Origin of the sequence: Mucilaginibacter ximonensis (genome assembly GCF_042686265.1) — a bacterium.
In the GTDB taxonomy this organism is placed as follows: Bacteria; Bacteroidota; Bacteroidia; order Sphingobacteriales; family Sphingobacteriaceae; genus Mucilaginibacter; species Mucilaginibacter ximonensis.
The window spans coordinates 855,580-881,130 of record NZ_JBHUPD010000001.1; the positions used below are offsets into that span (position 1 = coordinate 855,580).

General features: G+C 42.1%; 22 protein-coding genes. 10 read left to right on the forward strand and 12 right to left on the reverse strand.

Features of this window, described 5'->3' with window-relative positions; translation table 11 throughout:
• Window position 1: 1 nt before the first annotated feature.
• Window positions 2–2,326, reverse strand: a complete 2,325-nt coding sequence (locus tag ACFS5N_RS03880; protein ID WP_377182435.1) for a GumC family protein — start codon at window positions 2,324–2,326, stop codon at window positions 2–4.
• 3 nt (window positions 2,327–2,329) lie between these two features.
• A complete protein-coding gene (locus ACFS5N_RS03885; RefSeq protein ID WP_377182437.1) occupies window positions 2,330–3,166 on the reverse strand; it encodes a polysaccharide biosynthesis/export family protein in 837 nt (278 codons plus the stop codon).
• Window positions 3,167–3,468: 302 nt separating this feature from the next.
• Here ACFS5N_RS03885 and ACFS5N_RS03890 point away from each other — a divergent pair, with 302 nt between their 5' ends.
• From ACFS5N_RS03890 to ACFS5N_RS03925, 8 genes are all read left to right on the forward strand, one after another.
• A complete protein-coding gene (locus ACFS5N_RS03890) occupies window positions 3,469–4,290 on the forward strand; it encodes an MOSC domain-containing protein (RefSeq protein WP_377182439.1) in 822 nt (273 codons plus the stop codon).
• A 6-nt stretch (window positions 4,291–4,296) separates the two neighbouring features.
• Window positions 4,297–4,581: a SelT/SelW/SelH family protein gene (locus tag ACFS5N_RS03895; protein WP_377182441.1), complete on the forward strand. Its 285-nt coding sequence runs from the start codon at window positions 4,297–4,299 to the stop codon at window positions 4,579–4,581.
• A gap of 61 nt (window positions 4,582–4,642) precedes the next feature.
• A complete protein-coding gene (locus ACFS5N_RS03900; RefSeq protein WP_377182443.1) occupies window positions 4,643–5,089 on the forward strand; it encodes an RrF2 family transcriptional regulator in 447 nt (148 codons plus the stop codon).
• Window positions 5,090–5,230: 141 nt separating this feature from the next.
• A complete protein-coding gene (locus ACFS5N_RS03905) occupies window positions 5,231–7,324 on the forward strand; it encodes a nitrite reductase (RefSeq protein ID WP_377182445.1) in 2,094 nt (697 codons plus the stop codon).
• Between the two features lie 15 nt (window positions 7,325–7,339).
• Window positions 7,340–8,851, forward strand: coding sequence for a TSUP family transporter (locus tag ACFS5N_RS03910; protein WP_377182447.1), 1,512 nt, complete (start codon window positions 7,340–7,342; stop codon window positions 8,849–8,851).
• Window positions 8,851–9,567, forward strand: a complete 717-nt coding sequence (locus ACFS5N_RS03915; RefSeq protein WP_377182449.1) for a phosphoadenylyl-sulfate reductase — start codon at window positions 8,851–8,853, stop codon at window positions 9,565–9,567. Before ACFS5N_RS03910 ends, ACFS5N_RS03915 begins: the two co-directional genes overlap by 1 nt.
• 65 nt (window positions 9,568–9,632) lie before the next feature.
• Complete coding sequence (gene cysD, locus ACFS5N_RS03920) at window positions 9,633–10,541, forward strand: sulfate adenylyltransferase subunit CysD (RefSeq protein WP_377182451.1); 909 nt, start codon at window positions 9,633–9,635, stop codon at window positions 10,539–10,541.
• A 187-nt stretch (window positions 10,542–10,728) separates the two neighbouring features.
• Window positions 10,729–11,979 carry a sulfate adenylyltransferase subunit 1 gene (locus ACFS5N_RS03925; RefSeq protein WP_377182453.1) on the forward strand — a complete coding sequence of 417 codons (1,251 nt, stop codon included), beginning with the start codon at window positions 10,729–10,731 and terminating at the stop codon, window positions 11,977–11,979.
• A gap of 427 nt (window positions 11,980–12,406) precedes the next feature.
• Here the strand turns inward: ACFS5N_RS03925 and ACFS5N_RS03930 are convergent, their stop codons facing one another.
• Window positions 12,407–14,968: a TonB-dependent receptor gene (locus ACFS5N_RS03930; protein WP_377182455.1), complete on the reverse strand. Its 2,562-nt coding sequence runs from the start codon at window positions 14,966–14,968 to the stop codon at window positions 12,407–12,409.
• A 463-nt stretch (window positions 14,969–15,431) separates the two neighbouring features.
• Between ACFS5N_RS03930 and proB the strand changes: the two genes are divergently transcribed.
• Window positions 15,432–16,511: a glutamate 5-kinase gene (gene proB, locus ACFS5N_RS03935; RefSeq protein ID WP_377182457.1), complete on the forward strand. Its 1,080-nt coding sequence runs from the start codon at window positions 15,432–15,434 to the stop codon at window positions 16,509–16,511.
• A 5-nt stretch (window positions 16,512–16,516) separates the two neighbouring features.
• On the forward strand, window positions 16,517–17,761 hold the full coding sequence (locus ACFS5N_RS03940; protein ID WP_377182459.1) for a glutamate-5-semialdehyde dehydrogenase: 1,245 nt from the start codon (window positions 16,517–16,519) through the stop codon (window positions 17,759–17,761).
• 923 nt (window positions 17,762–18,684) lie between these two features.
• Here ACFS5N_RS03940 and ACFS5N_RS03945 read toward each other — a convergent pair.
• The 9 genes from ACFS5N_RS03945 to ACFS5N_RS03985 all read right to left on the reverse strand — a co-directional run bounded on the left by ACFS5N_RS03945 (window position 18,685) and on the right by ACFS5N_RS03985 (window position 25,549).
• The gene (locus ACFS5N_RS03945) at window positions 18,685–19,080 is read right to left on the reverse strand and encodes a hypothetical protein (protein ID WP_377182461.1); all 396 of its coding nucleotides are present in this window, start codon (window positions 19,078–19,080) and stop codon (window positions 18,685–18,687) included.
• A gap of 1 nt (window position 19,081) precedes the next feature.
• On the reverse strand, window positions 19,082–19,996 hold the full coding sequence (hemF, locus tag ACFS5N_RS03950) for an oxygen-dependent coproporphyrinogen oxidase (protein WP_377182463.1): 915 nt from the start codon (window positions 19,994–19,996) through the stop codon (window positions 19,082–19,084).
• Window positions 19,997–20,184: 188 nt separating this feature from the next.
• Window positions 20,185–21,426 carry an MFS transporter gene (locus ACFS5N_RS03955; protein ID WP_377182465.1) on the reverse strand — a complete coding sequence of 414 codons (1,242 nt, stop codon included), beginning with the start codon at window positions 21,424–21,426 and terminating at the stop codon, window positions 20,185–20,187.
• Window positions 21,427–21,539: 113 nt separating this feature from the next.
• Entirely contained in the window at window positions 21,540–21,737 is a 198-nt protein-coding gene (locus tag ACFS5N_RS03960; protein WP_377182467.1) for a cold-shock protein, read from the reverse strand.
• Between the two features lie 137 nt (window positions 21,738–21,874).
• The gene (locus ACFS5N_RS03965) at window positions 21,875–22,510 is read right to left on the reverse strand and encodes a peroxiredoxin (protein WP_377182469.1); all 636 of its coding nucleotides are present in this window, start codon (window positions 22,508–22,510) and stop codon (window positions 21,875–21,877) included.
• 173 nt (window positions 22,511–22,683) lie between these two features.
• Window positions 22,684–23,160 carry a hypothetical protein gene (locus ACFS5N_RS03970; RefSeq protein WP_377182471.1) on the reverse strand — a complete coding sequence of 159 codons (477 nt, stop codon included), beginning with the start codon at window positions 23,158–23,160 and terminating at the stop codon, window positions 22,684–22,686.
• A gap of 325 nt (window positions 23,161–23,485) precedes the next feature.
• Window positions 23,486–24,004, reverse strand: coding sequence for a hypothetical protein (locus tag ACFS5N_RS03975; protein WP_377182473.1), 519 nt, complete (start codon window positions 24,002–24,004; stop codon window positions 23,486–23,488).
• A gap of 174 nt (window positions 24,005–24,178) precedes the next feature.
• On the reverse strand, window positions 24,179–24,922 hold the full coding sequence (locus tag ACFS5N_RS03980) for a menaquinone biosynthetic enzyme MqnA/MqnD family protein (RefSeq protein WP_377182475.1): 744 nt from the start codon (window positions 24,920–24,922) through the stop codon (window positions 24,179–24,181).
• Window positions 24,923–24,931: 9 nt separating this feature from the next.
• Entirely contained in the window at window positions 24,932–25,549 is a 618-nt protein-coding gene (locus tag ACFS5N_RS03985; RefSeq protein ID WP_377182477.1) for a histidine phosphatase family protein, read from the reverse strand.
• Window positions 25,550–25,551 lie beyond the last annotated feature (2 nt).

Here is a 25,551-nt window from a genome sequence, read left to right on the forward strand (position 1 = left end):
TTTATCCTTTGGTATTAAAATAATCTTTATACGTTTCTTTGACGCTGTCTACACCGTTAAAAACAATACTCATGCTGGGCAACTGGTGTTCAACACACAGGTTGTTGATGTAGGAGAGCTCAGCTTTTGAGGTAAAATTTTTACGGATAACATATAGCGTTATATCACATAAACGGGCCACAATGCTGGCGTCGCCTATAACTTGCAGCGGCGAAGTGTCAATTAGTATATGGTCATAATGTAAACGCAGCCAGTCAAGCAATATCTCAATACGTTTACGGTCAAGTAATTCCGAAAAATTGGGGATAAACTGCCCGCTTGTAATTACATCCAGATTGCGATAGGTTACCGTATTCTGGATAACCTCCTCTTTGAGCGATTCCCAGTTCAGGTAATTGCTCATGCCGGGATGCGATTCAGGTAAATTAAAGAGCTGCGCCATAACAGGGCGATACAAATTAAGTTCTAAAATAATAGTACGCTTCCCCGCGGTGGCCAAAGCAATGCCCAGGTTTGATGCTACAAAGCTCTTCCCCTCGCCTGCCACGCTTGATGCCAACAGGGTCACCCTGCCTTTACTGTCATTATTATGCAGATAATGTAATTGCGTGCGTAAGCTCCTGAACTGCTCTACAAGCATAAAACTTACCTTGTCGTTCTCTGCATCGGTAACAATCGGGCTCCTCAGGTCGCCTTCTTCTATTTCGCCCGAAATTGGTACAGGTAAAGCCTTCTCGATACTGCGTCGGCTCGTAATTTTATTTTTGACGATATCCCTCAAATAAATCAACCCGGCAGGTATCAGAAGCCCAAGCACCAATGCGGCAGCAAACGGCACCAGCGCTTTGCTTGCTTTAGGCGGTATCACATAGGCAACATCCACTGTCTGCGCGTTTGATAAAGTAGAAGCATAATCGAGGGCGGCTTCTTCGCGTTTTTGCAGCAATAAATTGTAAAGCGCTTCTTTACTTACCTGTAAACGTTTTAAAGCTTCAAGCTCTCTGTCTTCGCCGGGTATACTTGCTATTGATGAACGATATTTAGAACCATAGTTCAATAATTCGCTGCGGGTAACCTGTAACGATGATTTAATATTATTGATATTCTCTCTGATAGCGCTGCGTGTAGTTGCTATTTGTTTATTTATGGGATCAAATGCCGGATTTTTTTCGGGCGTAGTTGCCAGTAGACTGCTCCGTTGGCGCTGCTGGTCGACATAGCTTTGAACCAGCGAAACCAGGTTTGGGTCATTGATGCCTATGGTTGACGGTACTGTTTTATCTGTGACATTGGGCGAATTGATATAGTTCTCTATATCGTTAATTACTCTCAACTGAATATTTACGTCGACTAATTTAGCATCGTTAACCTGGGCGCTTTGTAAGTATGAGTTAGACTGCGATTGAATATCAGTAATACCATGCGACGCACGGTATTGTTCCACCTGCTTCTCGGCATAATTCAGGTCGACCGATAAAGAATCTAAACGCTTGTCGATAAAATCAAGTTTAGTTTTAGTGCGCGCATTTTTATCATCAACCTGCAGCTTGTTATATGAGCTTATCAGGTTATTCACTATATCCTGCCCTCTTTTCGGAATCTGATCTTTATAAGAAATATCAACGGCCGATGATTCCAGTTTATCTTTAAGCGCAACCTCCAGGCCGTGTTGTACGTCGGCAACAACGGTTTGAGGGTCGGCCAGCTGAATAATAATAGTAGTACCAATATATTTAGCCAGATTACGGGTTGGTGTAATTTGCCACAAGCCCGCGGCGGTGGTAACATCACTGTTAAAACCATAGCTTTCGCCATCGTCATCACTTTGGCCTGATGTTTTAAGCGAAAATGAATAAGCGTTTTTAATAACAATTGTAATTTTTTGATCCAGCTTCACGCCCGGCCTTAATAAGCTAAAAGTGATGGGACATTCATCCCCATAAATATCTTTTTTTAAATGATCATCAACTACTTTGTATGACACCCAGAGTTTAAGGTCGCTTACTACATTGGTAATCAGCCGCCTTGAGTTTAAAACCTCCACATCGTTCTCAAAGCTTTTAGGCGAGCCGGAGATGCCCATACTTTGAAGCGAAGATTTAATATCGTTAGTTTGGCTGTCGTCCTGAAGCAACAAGGTAGCCTTGATATCATAAACCGGTTTGGTAACCATATGAAAAGCATAGGCGCCAATCATAGTAATAATGGTAAACAGCAAAAATACAGGCCAGTAATGCAGATATTTGGCCAGAATTTCGCGCAAATTAAACTCGTCATCCGGTTGCGGACGCTTATTGTTTTGCGCGATAGATTTTTGTGCACACATAGATTATTTATTACTGTTGTGGTATAAGAAATAAGAAGTAACAACAACCCCAAGTGCCGAAACAATAGCCAGTGTGGTATTTAAGGTACGGTAGCCCCTGTCAAGCGGTGCATACTTGATACGGTCGGGTTCAACATATATTACATCATTATTCTGTAAGTAATAGTAAGGCGACGAGAATATGTTTTTTGAAGTAAGATCAACGGGCATAAACTGGCGTTTGCCATCAACCTCTCTTATTAAAAGTACATTTCTCCTTTTTGCGGTGATGTTCAGGTCGCCGGCCAGGCCAAGCGCTTCCATGATGGTTATTCGTTCATTTTGAACACTAAAAACATCGGGCCTCAGTACATCGCCCAAAACAGAAACTTTAAAATTAAGCACGCGTATGTTAACAACAGGTTGTTTCAGGTATTGCTCCAGTTGGGGGGTAAGTTTAGCGGCAAGTTCATCAGTTGTTAAGCCTTTTACCTGCACTTTACCCAAATACGGTATAATAATTTCGCCTTTTTGATTTACTCTGTAACCATAAACCGGGTTTGGGTTTGAGTTATCTGCTCCCTGCCCAATGTTTGATTTTGCGCTGCCGGTGTTCATGTTATCATTGCCGGTAACCCGCGAGTTTGAGCTGCTGAATTCGTTTTCCGGACTCAAACTGGCTACATTAATGCCCAGCAAATCTCCAGCCTGTATTTTAAGCGGCGAGTAATTATCAATGCTTTCCTCTGAAATTACACTATGATTAAGATCCTGAAAATAAGGTATTTGTTTGTATGATGAACAAGAGGTGGTAAATAATATAATAATCAGTAAAAATACTTTACTCAGGCTGGATCTCATCTTCTGAAAGTGTTAATTATAGTTGTTTCGAAAATAGTAATTACTTTTTGTACGCCTTGCGTATAGTTATTAACAAAATGATATTTAATTAACATATTTACGCCTTTGACGAATAGTAAACATTTTACCGGGTCGTAGCATACAATCACCTTTAAACCAAAATACCGAAACTTCGTCTTGTCTTGTTTTTTACAAAATATTGTACCTAATTTTAGTTGTCGCTCATATGCCTAGCAGCGTATAAACTTTTGGCGCCATTGGTGTCAACAAATCAAATACCTTTGCCTTATCTAAAAAAGTCTATGTTAAAAGTTAGCCAACTATACATTTATCCTGTAAAATCATTAGCCGGTATCAGTCTAAACAGCGCTATGGTTACTGATCGCGGTTTTAAATATGATCGCCGTTGGATGTTGATTGACAAAAACAACCGTTTTATTTCGCAGCGTGAACACGCTGCAATGGCTCTGCTGGTTCCCAATATTTCTGAAAAATATCTGACAATATCTGCACCAGATAATACTTTAATTAGCATTCCAATAACGCCTGAAAATCAAAAGTTTATAGATGTAATTATTTGGGACGACACCTGCCTGGCGCAGCTGGTTGGTCAAACTTTTGATGATTGGTTCAGTAAGCAACTTGGGCAGGATGTCAGGCTGGTTTTTATGCCCGATGAAACACAGCGTTTTACTGATACGCAATATACAGAACCGGGACATGTAACCTCATTCTCGGACGCCTACCCTTTTATGATGATCGGCCAGGCTTCGTTAGACGATCTGAACGCGCGATTAGATGAGCCGCTGCCCGTTAACCGTTTCAGGCCAAACATTGTATTTACCGGAGGCAGGCCCTACCTGGAAGATACTATGGATAGTATCACCATTAATAATATTAACTTTCGCGGGGTAAAATTATGCGCACGCTGTAATGTTGTTACTATTGATCAGCAAAAAGCCACATCAGCCAAAGAACCTACCAGAACCCTGGCCGGATACCGGGCTAAAAACAAAAAAATATACTTTGGCCAAAACCTGGTACACTATGGCACCGGTACTATTGCTGTAGGAGATGAAATATGCCTGCTAACTGAACATTTTGAAGATAGATTTATAGTTTAACCGTATATGAAACCAAGTATAACTATTGAGTACTGCCCTAAATGCCACTGGCTGCTGCGTGCCGCTTACATGGCCCAGGAGCTTTTAACCACTTTTGAAGATGAGCTGTACGGCGTGACTTTGCATCCCAGCGAAATAGCAGGGCGCTATACCATCAGTTTAGATGGCGAAAAATTGTTTGACCGTAAGCAGGAAGGCCGTTTTCCGGAGATCAAGGAACTAAAACAACTGGTGCGCGACAAGGTAAACCCCGGTAAGAATTTAGGGCACTCTGACGTTAGTGTAAAATAAAGTATAGTAAATCGATATTATTAATTGCAATAATTATATTTGTTAGTTTTAACTTTTAAAAATGCTATCAAAGAAAACTAAATATGCTATTAAGGCATTAGTGATTCTTGGGAAGAACGTGGATAAACCACCTATGCAAATCTCAAAAATTGCCGAACAGGAGCGTATACCTAAAAAGTTCCTTGAACAAATATTGTTAGATATGCGCAATGCCGGTTTTTTATACAGTAAGAAAGGCGCCGGCGGTGGTTATGCTTTAAACAAAGACCCCAAAGATATTTACCTGGTAAGCATTCTTCGCATCACTGACGGGCCGGTAGCTATGCTGCCTTGCGCAAGTTTAAATTTTTACCACAAATGCGACGAGTGCCATTCTGAAACCACCTGCGGTATACGCGACGTATTTATTGATGTGCGCGATGCTACACTCAAAATACTTTCAGAAACCAGCATTGCTGATGTCATTGCCAGGGAAAACAGCCTGGAAGTTAAGCTCCTTAACATTTAACATCTTGTGATATTCATCTGATTGTTAAAATTCACCTTTTTTAAATAATATTCTACCAATTCCATATACTATATATATCTTTGGTGGCTATAAGGCCTCGCAAACTGTAAACCATGAGGCTGATTTTATTACGATAAGTGTATGCAAAGCTTTAGAACAGAGCTCGAAAACCCAGTAGTTGAGCAAGATATCATCAATCTTGAGAAAAAGATCCGTGAGTTTCGTGAAGGAAAAATCCATGATGAAAAATTCAGAAGTTTACGTTTAGCACGTGGTATATATGGCCAGCGCCAACCCGGCGTGCAAATGGTGCGTATTAAATTGCCGTTTGGCAAAGTAACTTTTAAACAATTACTGCGCATTGCCGATGTGTCTGACGAATATGCAAGCCGCAACCTGCACCTGACTACCCGCCAGGATATACAGATACATTATGTCAGCCTTGATCGCACTCCCCAACTATGGGCCGATCTTGAAAAAGATGATGTAACCCTGCGCGAAGCCTGTGGTAACACTGTACGTAACGTTACGGCCTCACCCACTGCTGGTATCGACCCAAAAGAACCTTTTGACGTATCGCCATATGCTTACGGAATGTTTGATTATTTGCTGCGTAACCCGGTTAACCAGGATATGCCTCGTAAATTCAAAATATCGTTCTCATCAAGCGATGAGGACACGGCTTATTCATTTATACACGACTTGGGTTTTATCCCTAAGATCAACGAAAAAGGTGAGCGTGGTTTTAAAGTGATGTTAGGCGGCGGACTTGGTGCCCAGCCTATCCTGGCTAATATAGTTGAGGAGTTTTTACCTGGAGACCAGCTGATTCCTTATACTGAGTCCGCTATCCGTGTTTTTGACCGTTACGGCGAGCGCAACAACCGTAACAAGGCCCGTTTTAAATACGTGATTCAGAAATACGGCCTGGAAGAGGTGCTGCGCATGATGCAGGTTGAAAGAAAAGCCAATAAAGTACAATCGTACAAAATAGATACCGATGCCGTTGAAGTACCTGCCCTGCCTGCCGAACAACAATTTGGCGACGTAACCATCAGCAACCCGCTGGGTTATGAGCAATGGCTGGCTACCAACGTTTTTGAGCAAAAGCAAAAGGGTTTTTACGGCGTGTACATTAAAGTGCAAACCGGCGATATCCCTACCGAAAAAGCGCGCAAACTGGTTGCTTTGTTAGAGCCGTTGGCCGGCGATGAAATTCGGGTTACACAGAATCAGGGTTTGCTGTTAAAATATGTTCGCAAAGAGGTGTTCCCTACCCTGTATAACGGACTGGCCGAACTGGGTATGGCTGCTCCGGGTTTTGACAGCGTTGCCGATGTTACCACCTGCCCGGGTACTGATACCTGTAATCTGGGTATATCAAACAGCATGACTTTCGCCCGTGTGCTCGAAGATCTGATCTATAATGAATATGAAGATTTGATCTATAATCGCGATATTAAGATAAAAATAAGCGGCTGTATGAACTCATGCGGCCAGCATAGTATGGCGCATATTGGTTTTCATGGCAGCTCGTTGAAAGCTGGTGCCAAAGTATTGCCGTCCATGCAGGTAATGCTGGGCGGTGGCGTTGTTGGCGATGGCATTGGCCGCGCCGGAGATCGCGTAATTAAGATACCGGCAAAACGTGCTACACATGTTTTAAGAAACCTGTTAGACGATTACAAAGCCAACTCAATAGAAAACGAATTGTTTAACGATTACTACGATCGTCAGGGTAAAGATTATTTTTACCAAATGCTGAAACCATTAGCCGACCTAACCAACTTAACCGACGAAGATTTTGTAGATTGGGGCCACGTTGAAAGCTACGAAAAGGCTATAGGCGTTGGCGAGTGTGCCGGCGTGGTTATTGACCTGGTAGCAACTTTGCTATATGAAAGCGACGAGAAACTGGAATGGGCAAACGAATCGTTTAACGGTGGCGCATGGGCCGATGCTATTTATCATTCATATAATACGTTCATCAACTCTGCTAAAGCCTTGTTGTTGGATAAAGGCATCAATGCCAGCACCCAGATAGGTATTATTAAAGAATTTGATGCGCAATACGTTTCAACCGGCGAGTTTGCTTTAGAGGGTACCTTTAATGACCTGATAACCCAGATTAACCAAAACGAGCCGTCTGAAGAGTTTGCAGCCAGATACAAAGCCCAGGCTACCGAATTTTTAGCGGATGTCAAAGCTAAAAGAGAAGCCGTGCTGCAGTCATAATCCTGAAAAAAATAAATGACGCTATTGCCTCAAAATAACGAGTTAGACACAGTGCAGGACGAAAGAAACTACGGTAACCAACTGTTCCCCGTGTTCCTGAAGCTGAACCAGTTGCATACCGTGCTCATTGGCGGGGGTAACGTTGGCTTGGAAAAGCTGAACGCTATTTTGCATAACAGCCGCGAAGCTCGTGTTACCGTGATAGCTAAATCAGTTATCAAGGGCGTGTATGAGCTTGCCGGCACCTTCCCCACTGTAAAGATCATTGAGAAATCTTTCAGCGATGAAGACCTGGATAATGCCGACCTCGTTATTGCAGCTACAGACGATAGCAAACTTAATACCTACATACGCGAATCGGCGCATCAACGCAAATTATTAATTAACGTTGCCGATAAGCCCGACCTGTGCGACTTCTATTTAGGTTCGATAGTACAAAAAGGCGACTTAAAAATTGGTATTTCAACCAACGGCAAATCGCCCACTGTGGCCAAACGTTTGCGCGAGGTTTTAGACGAAAACATACCAACCGAGCTGAATGAATCGCTTCAAAACATGAGTCAGCTGCGCGAAACCTTGTCAGGCGACTTTGCTTATAAGGTTAAAAAGCTGAATGAAGTAACTTCAGTATTAGTCGAACAAAAACAAGATCGTAAAAACCTGCAATGGTTAATTTGGCTGTCTATAGTTTTTGCCATCGGTGTTACAGTAACCGCGCTTTGGTTTAATGACCCCGATTTTAAAGTTTATGTACAGGGCATTACTCCGACGTTTTATTACTTTCTTGTGGGTGGCTTTATCTTCGCAATGATCGACGGCGCCATTGGGATGTCGTATGGTGTCACTTCAACGCAGTTTGCTTTGTCAATGGGTATCCCGCCCGCATCGGCCAGTATGAGTGTGCACCTCTCTGAGATTATGAGCAACGGTATTGCCGGTTGGATGCATTACCGTATGGGTAATATCAACTGGAAACTATTTAAGCTGTTACTAGTTCCCGGCATTATTGGCGCTGTGGCTGGTGCTTATTTGCTTTCTTCGCTCGAGCATTACAGCATGTACACCAAGCCTTTTGTGTCTGTTTATACGCTTATTTTAGGTATAGTTATATTCAACAAAGCCTTCAAACTGAAGGGTAATGGCGAAGCCCGACCAAAAAAGATTAAAAAGATTCAGTTGTTAGGGTTTGGCGGTGGCTTTATTGATGCTGTAGGCGGCGGCGGCTGGGGCTCTATCGTACTATCAGCCTTAATTGCCGGCGGAAGAAATGCTCGCTTCTCATTAGGTACTGTTAAACTTTCGCGTTTCTTTATTGCATTAATGAGCTCGCTTACCTTTATCACTATGTTAAACGGTAAACATTGGGATGCTGTAGCCGGCCTTGTTTTTGGCAGTGCTTTGGCATCGCCCATTGCGGCTAAAATATCCAACAAAATATCTACAAAAGCTATCATGATTGCGGTGGCTGTAATAATTGTAATCATGAGTTTGCGAACCATTGTTAACTTTGCAATGAAAATAATATAATGAGTACACAGGCAGACGATATTAAACAACTAACCGCCGGGCTTGACCCTGTGGCGGCATTGACCAAACTTGCTGAGCAATATCCCGGTCAGGTTGTTTTTTCGAGCAGTTTTGGATGGGAAGATCAGGCGATTACCCATATGATCTTTGCCAATAATATTCCGATTAAGATTTTTACACTGGAAACCGGCCGCATCTTCCCGGAGACCTACTATACCTGGAACCGCACCATGGAAATTTATGGCAAAACCATTTTTGCCTACTATCCGCAACATGAGGCGGTTGAGAAAATGCTGAATGAAAAAGGTCCGAGTAGTTTTTATGAATCGGTTGAAAACCGTAAAGAGTGCTGCGGTATACGCAAGGTTGAGCCTTTGAACCGCGCTTTGGCTGGTAACAAAGTGTGGATAACCGGTATCCGTGCCGAGCAGTCGGTGAACCGTCATGACATGCACAATGTTGAATGGGACGAGGGACATAACCTGACCAAGTTCCATCCTATTTTTGACTGGACCTTAGACGACGTTAAAGCCTTCATTAAACAATATACCATACCTTACAATACTTTGCACGACCGCGGTTTCCCGAGCATTGGATGCCAGCCATGTACCAGAGCAATTAGAGAAGGCGAAGATTTTAGAGCAGGGCGCTGGTGGTGGGAAGACCAATCCAAAAAAGAATGCGGCCTGCACGAATTAATAATTGATAATAAATAGTTACCGGATTAGTAAAAGAGCGACCAGCAACTCACTCAATCACTAATTCACTCATTCACTCATTAATGACAAATCACAAACAACTGGATTATTTAGACGAGCTCGAAGCTGAAGCTATTCATATTCTGCGCGAAGTAGCCGGCCAGTTTGAGCGCCCTGCGCTTTTATTTTCAGGAGGAAAAGATTCTATTACGCTGGTACGTTTGGCCGAGAAGGCTTTTCGTCCTGGTAAATTTCCTTTCCCGCTGGTACACATTGATACCGGCCACAATTTTGTTGAGACTATTGAATACCGCGATGCTATGGTGAAACGCCTGGGCGAAAAACTGATTGTAGGCAGCGTGCAGGATTCAATCGATCAAGGCAAAGTAGTTGAGCAAAAAGGTAAAAATGCCAGTCGTAATGCTTTGCAAACCGTTACCTTGCTGGATACTATTGCTGAGCATAAATTTGACGCTTGTATCGGTGGCGCACGTCGTGATGAGGAAAAGGCGCGTGCTAAAGAGCGTATATTCTCGGTGCGCGACGAGTTTGGCCAATGGGATCCAAAACGTCAGCGTCCTGAACTTTGGAACATCTATAATGGCAAGATCCATAAAGGTGAGAACGTTCGTGTATTCCCTATTTCAAACTGGACCGAGCTTGACGTCTGGAATTACATCCGCAGAGAAAAAATTGAATTACCGTCTATATACTTTGCGCATGAGCGCGATACTATTGTGCGTAACGGCCAGTTAATGGCAGCGCACGAGGTATTGAATATGGATGCTGACGATGTGATTGAGCGCCGTACAGTGCGGTTCCGTACCGTGGGCGATATGACCTGTACTGCAGCCGTAGCCTCTGATGCATTTTTGATTGACGATATCATAGACGAGATCAGCCATTCCAAGATCAGCGAACGCGGCGCCCGCATGGACGACAAAGTATCAGAAGCGGCTATGGAAGAGCGTAAAAAAGGCGGGTATTTTTAAGCAATTAAAAATATGTCATTTCGACCAACGGGAGAACTATTCCCTTGAGCGGAGCGAAAAAATCTATACACCCGTTCATAGCATGTGTATAGATTTCTCACTATGTTCGAAATGACAAATTATATTTAATACAAATTTCGAATAGCGATAAATCTGAAATCGTAATTCGTAAATCGTAAATCGATAAATGGACATATTAAAATTTTTAACTGCAGGTAGTGTTGACGACGGTAAGAGTACACTGATCGGTCGTTTGCTTTATGATAGCGATTCTATCCTGCTTGATCAATTAGAAGCTTTACAGGCATCAAACCGTAAAAACGACGACGGCACTATTGACCTTGCTATTTTAACCGACGGCCTTAAAGCTGAGCGCGAGCAAGGTATCACTATTGACGTGGCTTACAAATACTTCCAAACCGATAAGCGTAAATTTATCATTGCCGATACCCCGGGCCACATTCAGTATACGCGTAACATGGTTACAGGCGCATCAAACGCTAATCTTGCCATTATTTTGGTTGATGCGCGTAAAGGCGTTATCGAGCAAACCATACGTCACTCCTTCCTGGTATCATTGCTTGGTATCCAGCAGGTAGTACTGGCCATCAACAAAATGGACATGGTTGACTACAGCGAAGAAGTTTATACCAATATTGTAACCGACTATAAAGCCCTTGCCGGTAAAGTAGGTTTGAAAAATGTACACTATATCCCGGTAAGTGCGCTTAAAGGCGATAACATCGTTAACAAATCGGCCAACATGAACTGGTACCATAGCGAAAGCCTGTTGGACTTCCTGGAAACTGTTGAGCTGAATGTTGACGATAGTACGGAGCATGCACGTTTCCCGGTACAATGGGTGGTGCGCCCGCAAACCGATGAGCTGCACGACTATCGCGGTTACGCCGGTCGCGTTTCAAGCGGTTCATTTAAAGTGAACGATAAGGTTACTGTATTGCCATCAGGCTTTACATCCACCATTACTAAACTTGAAGTTTTCGACCAAGAACCTGAGGAGGCAATTGCAGGTATGTCAATCACCATGCACCTGCAGGATGAGATTGATATCAGCCGTGGCGATATTTTGGTGAACAGCAGTTATCAGCCGCAGGTTGGTCAATTGATTGAGGCCGATTTGTGCTGGATGGATACACGCGCACTGGATACATCGCATACTTATTTCATTCAACACAACAGCAAGGTTACCCGCTGCAAAATTCAGGAGACTTTATATAAAGTAAACATTAATACGCTGGAGAAAGAACAAAGCGAAGAGTTTAAGCTAAACGATATTGGCCGTGTTATCATTAAAACTGCCGACCCGTTGGCTTTTGATGCCTATGAAGAGAACAAAGCAAATGGTGGCGCTATCATCATCGATAGCCGTACTAACGTTACCGTAGGCGCTGTTATGCTGCGCAACTTAGCCGACTAACCAATCAATCATATATACAATCAATTTGAAGCCCGGGATTTATTCCGGGCTTTTTTGTTCATCGCTTTACCAATTGTCATTGCGAGCGAAGCATGGCAATCGCGCCGTCTCCACTACGTCATTGCGAGGCACGAAGCAATCTCTGCGCGATAGTTACACCCTGCTTGGCTGATTAGCAAGTGTAGAGATTGCTTCGTGCCTCGCAATGACGCGCGGTGGAGTTTTGTCGTTGTTGGTGACAACACCAATAACGGCAATATGTCATCTCGAACGATAGTGAGAGATCTATACATTGCACAGAATAGCGTGTGTATAGATCTCTCCCGCTGGTCGAGATGACAGAAAGTTAAATGAACACAAAAAAGCGGGCCGAATTTCTTCGTGCCCGCTTTCACATTTATAAACCTAAATTTGAAAAGAAAATCTATTATAAAACGTAGCGTAAGGTGATACCAAAGGTTCTTTGGTCGCCCAATACGCCTGCGTACTGGCCGGCATTACCTGTAGCCGGTAACAATTGCTCAAAATAGTTCTGATTAAACAGGTTACGGCTCCAGATATAGGCCGAGAAACCTTTAACCGCTCTGTAACCCAAACGGGCATTTACTAACGTGTAACCTGCAATATTCAGGTATTGAGACGGCGTAGGGCTTGATGAAAAACGTGAACGGAAGTAATCATCAACACCCACAAAAAATTTGGTATTCTCGCTGACAAATTTTGCATCGGTTGAGAACTCGCCACCGGCCGAAGTTGTCCATTTAGAAACTCCCGGCAGCTGGCTGCCTGAAATGTCTTTAAAATAGATTGATGTACCATTTACCGTTAAACCGGTTTGCTCTAACGGTAGTGGCGCATTAGTAAATTTTACGTATTTAGCATCGGTATAAGCCCCTGAAGCATAAAAGGTAAAGTTTCTGCCCGCGCGGTAGCTTGCGTCTAACTCAGCGCCTTTAACATTCACCTTCTCGGCAGTGGCTAAATAACCACGGTTAACCCCCGGGTCGGGCGATTGTACATTGGTTTGATAATCTTTAATATCTGAGTTATGGAAAGTAATATTTAACGTAAGATTATCAACCGGGTTAGTTTTGGCGCCAAACTCAATATGTTTTGTTTTTTCAGGGCTGATAACCGCCAGGTTAAGCGCCGGAGCGTTGTTGATGGTTGGCAAACCTGCCACGTTTACGCCTGATGGTTTGTAGCTGGTTGAATAAGTTGCAAAAGCATTCAGCGTTTTGTTTGGACGATATGATGCCGTAACCTGGTAAGTAAGGTTTTTCTCGTCGAAGTTAGTAGTGTAGAATTGGCTGCTATATAAAGCGTTCCTGAAAGCAAGCAAAGCCGGATCTGTAATAGTTATACCACCGTTGGCAACGCGGTTGTAGTACACATCTTTTTTGTCGTAGTTAAAGCGTACACCCGGGTTAATGTGGAAGGCGTCCCCGATTTTCCAGTCGAGGTTGGCAAATGCGGCAGCGGTTTGTGCTTTAATCCATGAGTTAGTTGAAATACCATAACCTTCAAATAAACCCGGCGTTTTCCACTGTGCAGTATTAGTAGTGCTTTGCGCAAAGCGCCATTCGGCCGCTCCGGCCTCTTCCCTGCCGGTCGTGGTTACTTTCTGATCTAAAAAGTACAATCCAACTACGCCGCTTAACTTATCGTTAATATCACCTGCATAACGAATCTCTTCAGATGTCTGGTGATGTTTTGACGGGTTTTGCGATTTGGTTAATACCGGCAAACCTGTAAAATCACGGTCAGTTGACGGATCCCAGTTCCAGTAGCGCCAGGCAGTAGTTGAAGTTAAAGTACCCGGCCCTATTTTGAAATCGGCGTTTAAGCTAACGCCTCCTAATTGATTGCCAGACTTTGCAGGAGTATCCTGATCAATAATACGATCGAAAGGATTGGTAGAAGGGAGTTTATAACCTAGATCGGCAATGATATTATTAAACTGCCTATAAGGGGCGCGTAATGTAGGTGCGGTACCGGCATACACCTGTACATAGCCATTGGGCTTTTGATCTGCTATATCACCAGATAAGGTGATGGTGGTTCTGTCTGATGGTTGCCATAAAAACTGCGCGTGGGCGCCCAGGTTATTGATGTCATTTACGGCCTCTTGCTTTGCAATATTTTGAATTAAACCATTGCGCTGTGTACCCGAAAATGAGATACGTGCTGCCAATGTTTTAGCCAGCGGACCGGTTACCGAGGCTTTGGTTTGAATATAGCCATAGTTACCAAAGCTGCTTTCTAAAGTTACGCCCGGGGTGAAGCTTGCTTTGCGGGTAGTGATGTTAATAGCACCCGACGAAGTGTTTTTGCCGAACAATGTACCCTGGGGCCCGCGTAAAACTTCGATATTTTCTATGTCAACAAAATCTAAAGTGGCTGCAGCCGGCCGGGCATAATAAACGCCATCTACGTAAAAACCAACACCCGGATCCAAACCATCATTAGTTAAACCAAACGGCGAACCAATACCGCGAATGTTAATACCGGTATTGCGCGGGTTTGAAGAGTAAAGCTGCAATGATGGCACCAGCTCTTTCACCCGGTTAACATTGAAGGCACCGGCTTTATCTATCTGATTACCCCCTACTACAGATATAGCAATGGGCACATCCTGTAAAACTTCCTGGCGCCTTCTGGAAACCACGACGATCTCTTGTAATTGGTCGTCGCTTACCAATTCAAATTCGGCAGGGGCATTTTGAACGCTGATAATCTGGAAATCCTGGGGTTTAAAACCTACCGAACTGATTCTGATATAAAACGGGGCATCGACAGTTACTTTAAGGGTGAACTGGCCGTTTTCGTCGGCAGCGGTACCATTACTGGTTCCTCTGATAATTACTGAGGCATGCGGTACTGGCTTGCCTTTGCTGTCTTTAACAACAGCCGTGATACTGTTCTGGGCGAACGCCGCCGTGGAGGTGATTAAAAGAATTAGGGTAAAAATTCTGGATAATAATTTCATTGTTGATTAAAGTATAGTTGTGGTACGATTAAGTATAGTTAAGTTGAATATTGATGTAGTTATAAGTGCAGGTGAGTTACATGCGAGGTTAGCAACAACAGCAGTACATGGTACGGCTTAGTGTATTTTGAGGATTAGTTTTGATAAATAACATAAAGTCTATAGATATAGTAGACAAAAGTATAAAAAAATATTTATCCCTAAATTTTTTTTGAAAAAATAATTTTAGGGGGCATTTTATTAAAGGCGACCACCATTAATAATTAAGGAATTTTTAATTCATTTTATTTTAAAAAAGTCTATTTATAGACAGTTTTACATGTATAATCAATGGAAATGGTGTATAAATTTTAATTTTAGATACTTTGTTAATCCAAATGGTATCATTTTTTATAATTTATACACTTAAATGATACTATTGAATATATAAATCAGATATTTGCACCAATATTTCATCAAAATCATGTCTTTTAACTATAAACGAATAGTGGTAAAAATCGGGTCGAACGTATTGACGCAAAGCAACGGTCTCCCCGATCAGCACCGTATTGCGTCTTTGGTGGATCAAATTGTCGCCATAAAAAAGCAGGGTATTGATGTGATTTTGGTCTCATCGGGCGCAGTTGCGGCCGGACGCAGTTTAATTACCGTATCCGATAAGTTTGATGCTATTGCTGCCCGACAACTGCTTGCTTCTATCGGTCAGGTAAAGCTGATTAATAATTACGCACAGTTATTCGAAAGACATGATATACTATGTTCCCAGGTATTGGTAACTACTGAGGATTTTAAAGGCCGCCAGCATTACCTGAACATGCAAAACTGCCTGGAGATATTGTTACAGCACCAGGTAATACCTATTGTGAACGAAAACGATGTGGTATCGGTTACTGAACTGATGTTTACTGATAATGATGAGCTGGCGGGTTTAATAGCTTCTATGCTTAATGCACAGGCGATGATCATACTAACCAATGTTGACGGTATATATACAGGTAATCCCAATGATGAAGATTCTGAATTAATTAAAGAAGTTAGCGGCAATGGTGTCGATTTTTCGTCGTTTGTTACTACAGGTAAATCGCAGTTTGGCCGTGGCGGAATGATCACCAAATCGCATATGGCACAAAAAACTGCTAAACTGGGTATTGCCGTCCATATTGCAAATGGTACTAAAGAGTATATTCTTTTAGATGTATTAAATAATCAGGTACCACACACCCGTTTTATTCCTGATAAAACTGCCTCTGGCAAAAAGAAATGGCTGGCCCATTCGGAGAAAGCAGCTACCGGAATTGTACAGGTAAATGCCGGGGCGAAGGCTGCGCTAACCTCCAGCAAGGCAACAAGTCTGCTGCCTGTGGGGATAGTGGATGTGCTGACCGACTTCAAAAAAGGTGAGATCATTAAACTAGTAGATGAACAGCAAAAAGTAATCGCGTTGGGCATTGCTGAGTATGGCGCTGATAAAACTAAAGAAAGCATCGGCCACAAAAACCAAAAGCCCCTGGTGTATTATGATTACCTTTATCTTTTAAGCTAATTGCCATGAGTTATACTACCTATTTTGAGAATGCGCAAGTAGCGTCAAGAAATTTCAATCTTAGCCCGGACAAAATAAATCTGGTATTGAACGATTTAGCTGCGGAGGTTCTTTCGCAAACGCACTACCTGATGCGCGAAAATGAACTTGACCTGCAAAGAATGGATCCGGCTAATCCAAACTATGACCGGTTAAAACTCACCGAAACACGTATCAGAGATATAGCCGGCGACATGATGAATGTTGCCAATCTTGAAAACCCGCTCGGTCATATCCTCGTTGAGAAAACCATGCCCAATGGTCTGCATATCTCAAAAGTCACCGTTCCGCTAGGTGTTATTGGGGTTATTTACGAAGCCCGGCCAAATGTCACTTTTGATGTATTTGCCTTATGTTTCAAAACAGGCAATGTATGTCTATTAAAAGGCGGCAGCGATGCCGCACATTCTAATCAAGCTATTATCAGTATTATACATAAGGTTTTAACAAGGCATGGTATTAATGTAAATGTTGCTACCCTTCTGCCTAAAGAACGTGAGGCCGCTGAAGCACTGATGCGGGCTGTGGGGTATGTCGATGTAATTATACCACGTGGTAGCCAAAGCCTTATCAATAGCGTACGCCAAAATAGCAAGGTGCCGGTAATTGAAACCGGCGCAGGTATAGTACACGTTTACTTTGACGCTTCCGGCGATTTGAAGATAGCGCGCGACATAATATTTAATTCAAAGACACGTCGTGTAAGCGTTTGTAATGCGTTAGATTGCCTCATTGTGCATTCCGACCGATTGGGTGATTTAACTGACGTGATGGCTCCCTTAAACAAAGCAAGTGTCGAAATATTTGCTGATGACAGGGCCTACCGGGTACTCCAAAAATACTATCCGGCTAATTTATTACATCAGGCAAACCCTGAACATTTTGGCACGGAGTTTCTTTCAATGAAAATGGCTGTTAAAACGGTAGATAGCCTGGAAGAGGCGCTTGACCATATCGCCGTTTACAGCTCAAAACATAGCGAAGCTATCGTTGCGGAAGAGCCCGCTACTATTACTGAATTTTTAAACCGTGTTGATGCAGCGGCCGTTTATGTGAATGCCGCAACAGCTTTTACTGACGGTGCTCAGTTTGGTTTAGGCGCCGAAATTGGTATCAGCACTCAAAAACTACATGCCCGTGGCCCCATGGGACTACAAGAGTTAACCAGCTACAAATGGATTATAAAAGGTTACGGACAAATACGTTCGTAACCTTACCTTGAACGAGGTGTCAGAATTACAATTTAATGTAATTAATTACAGCAACAACAAATATTATAAATAATATTATTGCTTGTAATTTTTGTTCGATTGAAAGTCGGGCAATAGTCTTCATTTTATTTTAATTAGGGTTATTTCAAAAGTATAATCTGTAGTGATTTTCACAATAGCTTTAAATACTTTTATCATTATATTAAAACATTAAGAAAAGATTATTGTTATTGGGGGTTTAAATATTCAATTATTTACAATTTGTTAATTAAAGGGCGCAATCGATATTATTTTAATAGTCCAGCTTTGATAGTTTTTATAGCTTGACGGAATAAAAACTAACTGAAACTTCATTTTTTGTTGAGAACGTGAAAATAGTTCATACAAAAAGCAGATTCTTTGATTATTCAATTACTTGAATAATAAGTCTTTAAAATCTTAATTAATATATAAATCATATTTACCTATAGCTAACTAAACGTCTGCGACAACGTAGCCCCTAACGCCTTATGTTGTGTCTTATATGAATAAGCACGGAAGAAAAGTAGTGGCAATGGGTAATGGCGCTGATGGTTCTATATCGTCAGTAATACTGCATGAACAAGCATACAGGGTCATTACCTTAACCTGCCCCCATCGAGCGGCAATTCTAAGGAAGTTTCTTCTATAGCTTTGACAGTAATGCTTCTTGATTAAGTAAATGTGTGTATGCCTGGATGTAATAATGTTTTCCCCGGTCTGAATGATAGATCGTAGCTCATTAGTAAGTCTTGCAGATAGTTAATATGTAAGGCTTTCAGGCAGCTATCTGTAGATCATAGCACATACAAAAGCCAATGATCTTGCGGCTATAGGTATCCGCTATCAGACTCAAATACGTAAAATTCTGCTTTATCCGCTTATAAGTAATATCGATTACCTACTTACTTCACCTTTACCCAATAATCTTCAATAACAGCACCATTTGGCAGTCTGCCATTTAGAACCAAGGTGTCATTGCGTACTTCGTAATGGTAACGTAAAGTTTTGCCTATCATACTTTGATCCTGCAGGCAAAAGGTTTGAGTTTCAAGGCAACTGTCGGTTTGTAAGGTATAATTGCCGCTTTCGTACTTTAGGTTTTTTTCTCCCTTTTCGTAAACCCAGGAATCAAAGCTTTTATCAGTGTATTTACGCTGCTGTATATAGTCTTTTGGTGCGGACGATAGTTTGCCATTAAAACGTCCGCCCGCGTAATTCCACTTACCTTTTAGCGTTGCAGGCTGGTCGGTTATCGCCAGCATAGTTATCAGCGCTAACAGTATCGTCGCCTTTTGCATATTATGCCCAGTTAATGTCTTTTTTAAGTAATGATAACGTTTTTGCTTCTTCGCTGCCGGCTTCAGGCTGAAAATTGTACAGCCATTTGGCGGTCGGTGGTAAGCTCATCAGGATAGATTCAATCCGGCCGTTAGTTTCCAGTCCGAATTTGGTACCCGCGTCATAAACCAGGTTAAATTCTGCATAGCGGCTGCGACGCTGATATTGCCATTGCTGTTGCTGCTCAGTGAACGCTTCATTTCGGTGGCGATTTACCAGCTCGGTATAAACAGGTGCAAACGAGCGGCCCACGGCTTTCGAAAATTCAAAAATGTCGTCCCAGGACGTATCTTCAGTAGCTGTTAAACGATCGTAAAAAATACCACCGATACCACGGGTTTCATCGCGATGTTTGATAAAGAAATAATCGTCGGCCCATTTCTTAAAGCGATTGTAAAAACCGGCGTTAAACCTATCGCAAACTGCTTTCAGACTCTTGTGAAAGAATTTGGCGTCATCCTCAACAACATAATGCGGGGTTAAGTCAATCCCACCGCCAAACCAGCGCACCGGCTCTTTACCTTCGCCAAACGTTGAAGGCATTTCGAAATAACGGATATTCATGTGGATGATAGGCACCAGCGGATGGTTTGGATGAATCACGATAGAAACGCCTGTCGCAAAAAAATCGTCACTATCAACCTTCAGGGCTTTTTTCATAACCTCGGGCAATTGCCCACCGACAGCCGAAAAGTTTACTCCGCCTTTTTCCAGAATATCGCCGTTTTGTATAACCCGGGTGCGGCCGCCGCCACCGCCTTCGCGCGTCCAAAGCTCCTGCTCAAATTTTGCTACGCCGTCCAAGTGCTCTAAAGCTGCACAAATTTCATCCTGAATAGCCTGGTAGTCGGCAACAATTTGTTCTTTCGTAATCATCGGTACAAAAATGCGATTTTATTTGTGATGGCGGGTAATGGAGTTGTCAAATGTCTGTGGCAAACAAAAAGGGTGTCATGCTGAGGCTCTCGAAGCATGAGCGCAAAGGCCAATGAATACTTGTCAGGCCCGACGCTCGCCCTTCGACAGGCTCAGGGTGACACCCTAATTGTTTTTAGAGACTCCCTTTACAGCGTCTCTTCCATATAATTCAAATCCTTACCAAACGTTTCTTTAAGCTGACTTAACGAGAACAACGAAATAACGGTTAGTAGGATCATCATGATGTAACCTGCACTGACCATGCCGTAATGGCCTTTAAAAAAGGCGAAAGCTCCATTAATGGGGATAAGTGCCCCACGTACAAAGTTAGGTACGGTTGTGGTTACGGTTGCACGCAGGTTGGTACCAAACTGCTCGGAGGCAATAGTAACAAACGTAGCCCAATAGCCAACACTGCAACCCATAAGGAAGCATATTTTGATAAATTTACTGCTATCCATACCGGTTGAGGTGAGGTAATAAACCACACAACCGACAGAAACCACCAGAAACAACAACATGGTTAGTTTACGCGACTTGGTGACCTGCGCCAATATACCTGCAACCAAATCGCCAACAGAAATACCGATGTAGGTATACAGGATACCATCGCCGGCATTTAAAACTTCTTTAGCTTTAAGCGCTACACCAAACTCCTGCGATTGGGTTACCAGCACGCCTACCACATACCAAAGCGGTGCACCAATCAAAATACAGTACAGGTATTTAAGTAACCGTTTACCATTGGTAAACAAGCTCAAAAAGTTACCCCTGGAAACTTCAGTGTTTTCGGCATTTTTATACATACCAGACTCGAACGTACCGACGCGCAGTAACAACAACAAAGCACCAAGGCCGCCACCTACCCGATAAGCCGGGCGCCAGCCAAAGTCTTTAGCCACAATATTGGCCATTACGGCGCCAAACAAGCCCACTACAGCCACAATCATGGTTCCGTAACCCCGGCGCTCCTTACTCATCGTCTCGCTCACCAGGGTAATACCTGCGCCCAATTCGCCGGCTAGGCCTACACCGGCAAAAAAGCGTACCAGCGCGTAGGTGTTCACGTCGTAAACGTAACTGTTAATAAAGTTAGCTGCCGAATATAAAATAATAGACCCGAACAAGACTTTGATACGGCCAAGTTTATCGCCGATAATGCCCCAAAGTATACCGCCCAACAGCAAACCAAACATCTGTACGTTAATAATGAATGTGCCTTTGGAGGTGATATCGGCTTTATCAACAATACCGATATCTGTCAAACTTTTAACCCGCACAATCGAGAAGATTAGCAAATCATAGATGTCGACAAAATATCCAAGGGAGGCTACAATTACAAGAAAGATAACGTTACGGTTAGCTTTGGCCTGTGCGGCATCATTCATAATATTTATTTAAAATTGGTTGGCCTAAAGTAAAGCAATTAAGTATATTTTTAAATTTTTGGCAAAAAAAAACCTCCGCCAATTTGCAGAGGTTTTTTTGAGGCTTAAGTAAATTATATCTTTTTGACATTCACCGCTTGCAACCCTTTTCTTCCGTCTTCTACGTCGTATTCTACAGAATCATTGTCTTTGATAGCATTTACGCCACCTTGCACATCTTTGAAATGCACAAACAGATCTTTACCTTCTTCGGTAATGATAAAGCCATAGCCTTTCTGCGTGTTAAACCATTTTACTTTTCCAGTTTTCATAATAATTAAAGAATATTAATAAATTGTTTTAGACATATAATCAAACCGGACTGAGTACAAAATGGTATTAATAATCAGCGGAATAGATATACCTTTATAAATCAAATATATAAAAATATTTGATTATCCAAATAAAATTATTTGTTAGGCTGCGGTGTTAAACGTAAGTATGGTTTTACTTCTTTAAAACCTTTCGGAAATTTTGCCGGTATATCTTCAGTTTTAATTGACGGTACCACCACCACGTCCTCGCCATCTTTCCAGTCGGCCGGTGTAGCCACACTGTGATAGGCGGTTAGTTGCAATGAATCTAAAACACGCAATATTTCCTGAAAGTTACGACCAGTTGAAGCCGGATAAGAAATAATTAATTTAACAGTTTTGTCAGGGCCGATAATAAACAGCGAGCGGATGGTTGCGTTTACAGATGCATTGGGATGAATCATATCATAAGCCTCAGAAATTTTACGATCAGGATCGGCTATGATCGGAAAATTAACCTCAACATGTTGTGTCTCATTGATATCATTAATCCAGCCCTGATGCGACTCTACCGAATCAACACTTAAAGCTAATACCTTAGTGTTGCGTTTAGCAAATTCGTCTTTTAATGCGGCAGTGCGACCCAGTTCAGTAGTACAAACCGGGGTGTAATCGCCCGGATGTGAAAATAATATCCCCCATCCGTCGCCCAGGTAATCGTAAAAATTAATCTCGCCTTGTGATGTTTGTGCTGTGAAATTTGGGGCTTTATCGCCTAATCTTAAGCTCATAGTGTTTATGTTTTAAATTGAAAATATGTTTAAAGTTAGCGCGATTATTTTTAATAACAATAGCTCGTCTAAAAATAATCTACTATTTACATAGACATTACATATCTTAACTAATGAACATAAAAAAGCCCGCTTAAAATTCTAAGCGGGCTTTTAAAATTAACTAACAGCAATTATTTTACTTTGTCGATGTTTTTAATCTGACCATCAGCAGGAGAAATTGTAATGATTACATTTTCTTTGTCGTTTTTCAGGTTGATGAAGTATACCACCGGCTCTTCACCGTCGTTAGCCTCAAAACGGGTTACCGACTCGATATTATAACCGGCATAATCTTTAGCCACTTCATTTTTGATTGCTTTTGTTACAGTTGCAAAATCAACTTCCTGAGCTAAACCCCAAAATTGATCAACTGAATCATAGTAAGCAGTATAATTTACATTGTTTAAAGTAAAGCTTGCTTTTTGGCTGGTTGGAGCAACTGTCCATTGCACGTTAGTAGCATTAGCATAGTCATTTTGGAACTGTGTCAATACGGCATATGATACATTTTCTTCACCAGTTGTAGTAGATGCTTTTTTTCCGCCATCGGCAAATGCAGCAACGCTAACCAGGGTAGCAAATACTGCGGTAAAAATTAACTTTTTCATAGTAGTCTTTTTTTCTTTTAAATATCTTCAACAAAAGTACGGCCACTTTGTAAAATATTAAAATAATTTTCAATTATTGTGAATTTTTAATAATTTATATCATATTAAAATGATAAATTATAAATTTTTTAACAACCATAGTGTAAAAGATACAATAAGTGCAATTTTACTTAGTGTATAATGTACAATAAGACGTGTTTTAAGTTTCCTAAAAAGTGCCATACAGTCATTGTAACGCCGTTTTTACAATAACATGGCCTAAGATAAAGAACAATTGCCAGAGCTTTTAGGACACTCTGAATATTTTTATCGGCACTGTGTCCGTTTATTTGGTCTGTAATGACCATTTGGGCACAAACCCTATATTATTGTTATACGCTACCTGATAGTACATGGGCCCTTTTTTAAGTACCCTGACCCGGGCATTCGCTGGAATGTCTGCAATTATGTCAGCATAAAACTTATCGTCGCTGCGCAGCTTGACAATACCTGTTATATTGGGTTGCACATAAGTTGTGTACAGAAAACTTGTTGTGGTAACACTATCCGGCTGCTCTTTAATAGCCGGAGTAAGTTGCTTAACCGGTTCTGATGATGTGGCCACTCCCCTTTTGGCTTTAACAGCTGTATTAACCGGCGGTGCTGTAACTGTTAAAGCCTGATGATTTTTAAACTTATGCTTCTGCCTATGTTTTTTGAGCGGGTGGCTCTCAGCTACAGTGTCGGCTATGACTACCTGTTTAGTACCGGTAAAAAGTTTAGCGAAATAGCCGACAGCGATAGTCCCGGTTAAAACCAGAACCACTTTTAAGCTTGTGCTGTATCGCCTAATGCGTTTTACCATAACTAACTTTGTTTCATTACGTTAATCACAGCCTTTGATGCAGAAGGCGTACCGGGGTTTAATTGCTATCGTTTTTGTTACAAATAAATTTTTTAACTATCGCTATAACGCAACAAAAAAGGGCAAACCGTTTGGCTCGCCCCTTTGAATAGCTATTATAATAAGTGAGTATACTTATAGTGCCTTAATATAGTCTAAGAATAGATGTAAAGCTTTGCGCTTGTCGTCAGTTAAACTAAAGTCTAATTTGTGCATCAGGTAGTCTTCCAGATCAAAGTCGGGGCGCTGCGGCAAGGTTTTAATTAATTCTGCGCGGTGGTCAAGCCCAAACTTCAGTGCATCGTTAAATTCGGCAATAAACTCTTTAGCAACAGGTTTATTGGCAATCCAGGCGGCAAATACAAATGGCAGGCCGGTAAACTTTTGCCATTCTTCGGCCAGATCATACACGTAATTAAACTTTTCCTTTTTCCCAAAGGTGCGGTCGCCTATTTGAACAAATGCGGTGTTTGGATCCTGACCGGCTGCATAGTCGGCAGCATTAACTATTTGTCGGGGAGCTACTTTCCAGTAGTTTTTAAGTAATACCTTAGCCAGGTTGTTTGACGACCTTGATTCAGGATCAAGCTGAATAGCAGTAGCTTCCTTGATATCGCAATTACTAAAAATAAATACCGAATTAACCGCACCTACTGCGCCGATACAATAGTCTGATACAATCTCCCAGTAAGGCATATTCAGCGTAGCCGCTACGGGTATCAGGCCAATGTCGACCTGATTGTCTATGAGTTTCTGGGCGCAATCTGACGGTATATCAAGGCTCAGATCTATTTGATTAATAATGTCTGTATTTTGTATACCGTATAAAAAGGGTTTGGTATTGGTGTAGCTTACAGCTGATATTCTAATATTTTTCACAGAAGGATGTTAGTCGTGTTTTAAATGATCGGCGTTATTGAAACTTACGATCTCATATTTTTCGCCATTAAAGGCAACTTTGTACAGTACCAGGTTTTGGTGTGGAAAGCTATCCATTTCAGTTAACGGTTTACCGGTAAGCAAACACAACAGCAAGCGCAGCGCGCGGCCGTGCATGCAAATAAGCACTGTATGCTCTTCAGTATGGCTCATGATGGTTTGCAGCGCCTCCAGCTGGCGTAACCGCACCTCGTTAGGGCTCTCTCCTTTTTCAAATTTGGCGTCGAGATTACCGCCTATCCATTCGCGCATCAATTGCAAAAAAGCAGCCTTGGTTTCGGGCGTATTAGGAGTGCCTTCATAAATACCCCAGGCTAGTTCATCCAACCCGGAAAGCTTTTCGTACGGGATGCCAAGATCAATAAAAGGCTGTATACTTTGCTGGGTACGTTTAAGTTCTGAAATGTAGACTTTATCGAATGGAACAGACTTGTAGGCTTCAAAGAATTGCCGGGCTTGTTTGCGGCCCTCCTCATTCAGATCGGTATCACGGCCCCTGCCCTGTACGATGCCCTGCTTATTTAAATCTGTTTGCCCATGGCGGACAATGTATAGCGTTTTTGTCATTT

Bases quoted from the DNA above. Each gene is read 5' to 3' on its own strand.
- proB (WP_377182457.1), top strand. From the start codon at position 15,432: ATGTCTTTTAACTATAAACGAATAGTGGTAAAAATCGGGTCGAACGTA.
- ACFS5N_RS03910 (WP_377182447.1), top strand. From the start codon at position 7,340: ATGACGCTATTGCCTCAAAATAACGAGTTAGACACAGTGCAGGACGAA.
- ACFS5N_RS03945 (WP_377182461.1), bottom strand. From the start codon at position 19,080: ATGCAAAAGGCGACGATACTGTTAGCGCTGATAACTATGCTGGCGATA.
- ACFS5N_RS03895 (WP_377182441.1), top strand. From the start codon at position 4,297: ATGAAACCAAGTATAACTATTGAGTACTGCCCTAAATGCCACTGGCTG.
- ACFS5N_RS03915 (WP_377182449.1), top strand. From the start codon at position 8,851: ATGAGTACACAGGCAGACGATATTAAACAACTAACCGCCGGGCTTGAC.
- ACFS5N_RS03975 (WP_377182473.1), bottom strand. From the start codon at position 24,004: ATGGTAAAACGCATTAGGCGATACAGCACAAGCTTAAAAGTGGTTCTG.
- ACFS5N_RS03955 (WP_377182465.1), bottom strand. From the start codon at position 21,426: ATGAATGATGCCGCACAGGCCAAAGCTAACCGTAACGTTATCTTTCTT.
- ACFS5N_RS03890 (WP_377182439.1), top strand. From the start codon at position 3,469: ATGTTAAAAGTTAGCCAACTATACATTTATCCTGTAAAATCATTAGCC.
- ACFS5N_RS03930 (WP_377182455.1), bottom strand. From the start codon at position 14,968: ATGAAATTATTATCCAGAATTTTTACCCTAATTCTTTTAATCACCTCC.
- hemF (WP_377182463.1), bottom strand. From the start codon at position 19,996: ATGATTACGAAAGAACAAATTGTTGCCGACTACCAGGCTATTCAGGAT.
- ACFS5N_RS03985 (WP_377182477.1), bottom strand. From the start codon at position 25,549: ATGACAAAAACGCTATACATTGTCCGCCATGGGCAAACAGATTTAAAT.
- ACFS5N_RS03900 (WP_377182443.1), top strand. From the start codon at position 4,643: ATGCTATCAAAGAAAACTAAATATGCTATTAAGGCATTAGTGATTCTT.
- ACFS5N_RS03940 (WP_377182459.1), top strand. From the start codon at position 16,517: ATGAGTTATACTACCTATTTTGAGAATGCGCAAGTAGCGTCAAGAAAT.
- ACFS5N_RS03965 (WP_377182469.1), bottom strand. From the start codon at position 22,510: ATGAGCTTAAGATTAGGCGATAAAGCCCCAAATTTCACAGCACAAACA.
- ACFS5N_RS03925 (WP_377182453.1), top strand. From the start codon at position 10,729: ATGGACATATTAAAATTTTTAACTGCAGGTAGTGTTGACGACGGTAAG.
- ACFS5N_RS03880 (WP_377182435.1), bottom strand. From the start codon at position 2,326: ATGTGTGCACAAAAATCTATCGCGCAAAACAATAAGCGTCCGCAACCG.
- ACFS5N_RS03970 (WP_377182471.1), bottom strand. From the start codon at position 23,160: ATGAAAAAGTTAATTTTTACCGCAGTATTTGCTACCCTGGTTAGCGTT.
- ACFS5N_RS03905 (WP_377182445.1), top strand. From the start codon at position 5,231: ATGCAAAGCTTTAGAACAGAGCTCGAAAACCCAGTAGTTGAGCAAGAT.
- ACFS5N_RS03960 (WP_377182467.1), bottom strand. From the start codon at position 21,737: ATGAAAACTGGAAAAGTAAAATGGTTTAACACGCAGAAAGGCTATGGC.
- cysD (WP_377182451.1), top strand. From the start codon at position 9,633: ATGACAAATCACAAACAACTGGATTATTTAGACGAGCTCGAAGCTGAA.
- ACFS5N_RS03885 (WP_377182437.1), bottom strand. From the start codon at position 3,166: ATGAGATCCAGCCTGAGTAAAGTATTTTTACTGATTATTATATTATTT.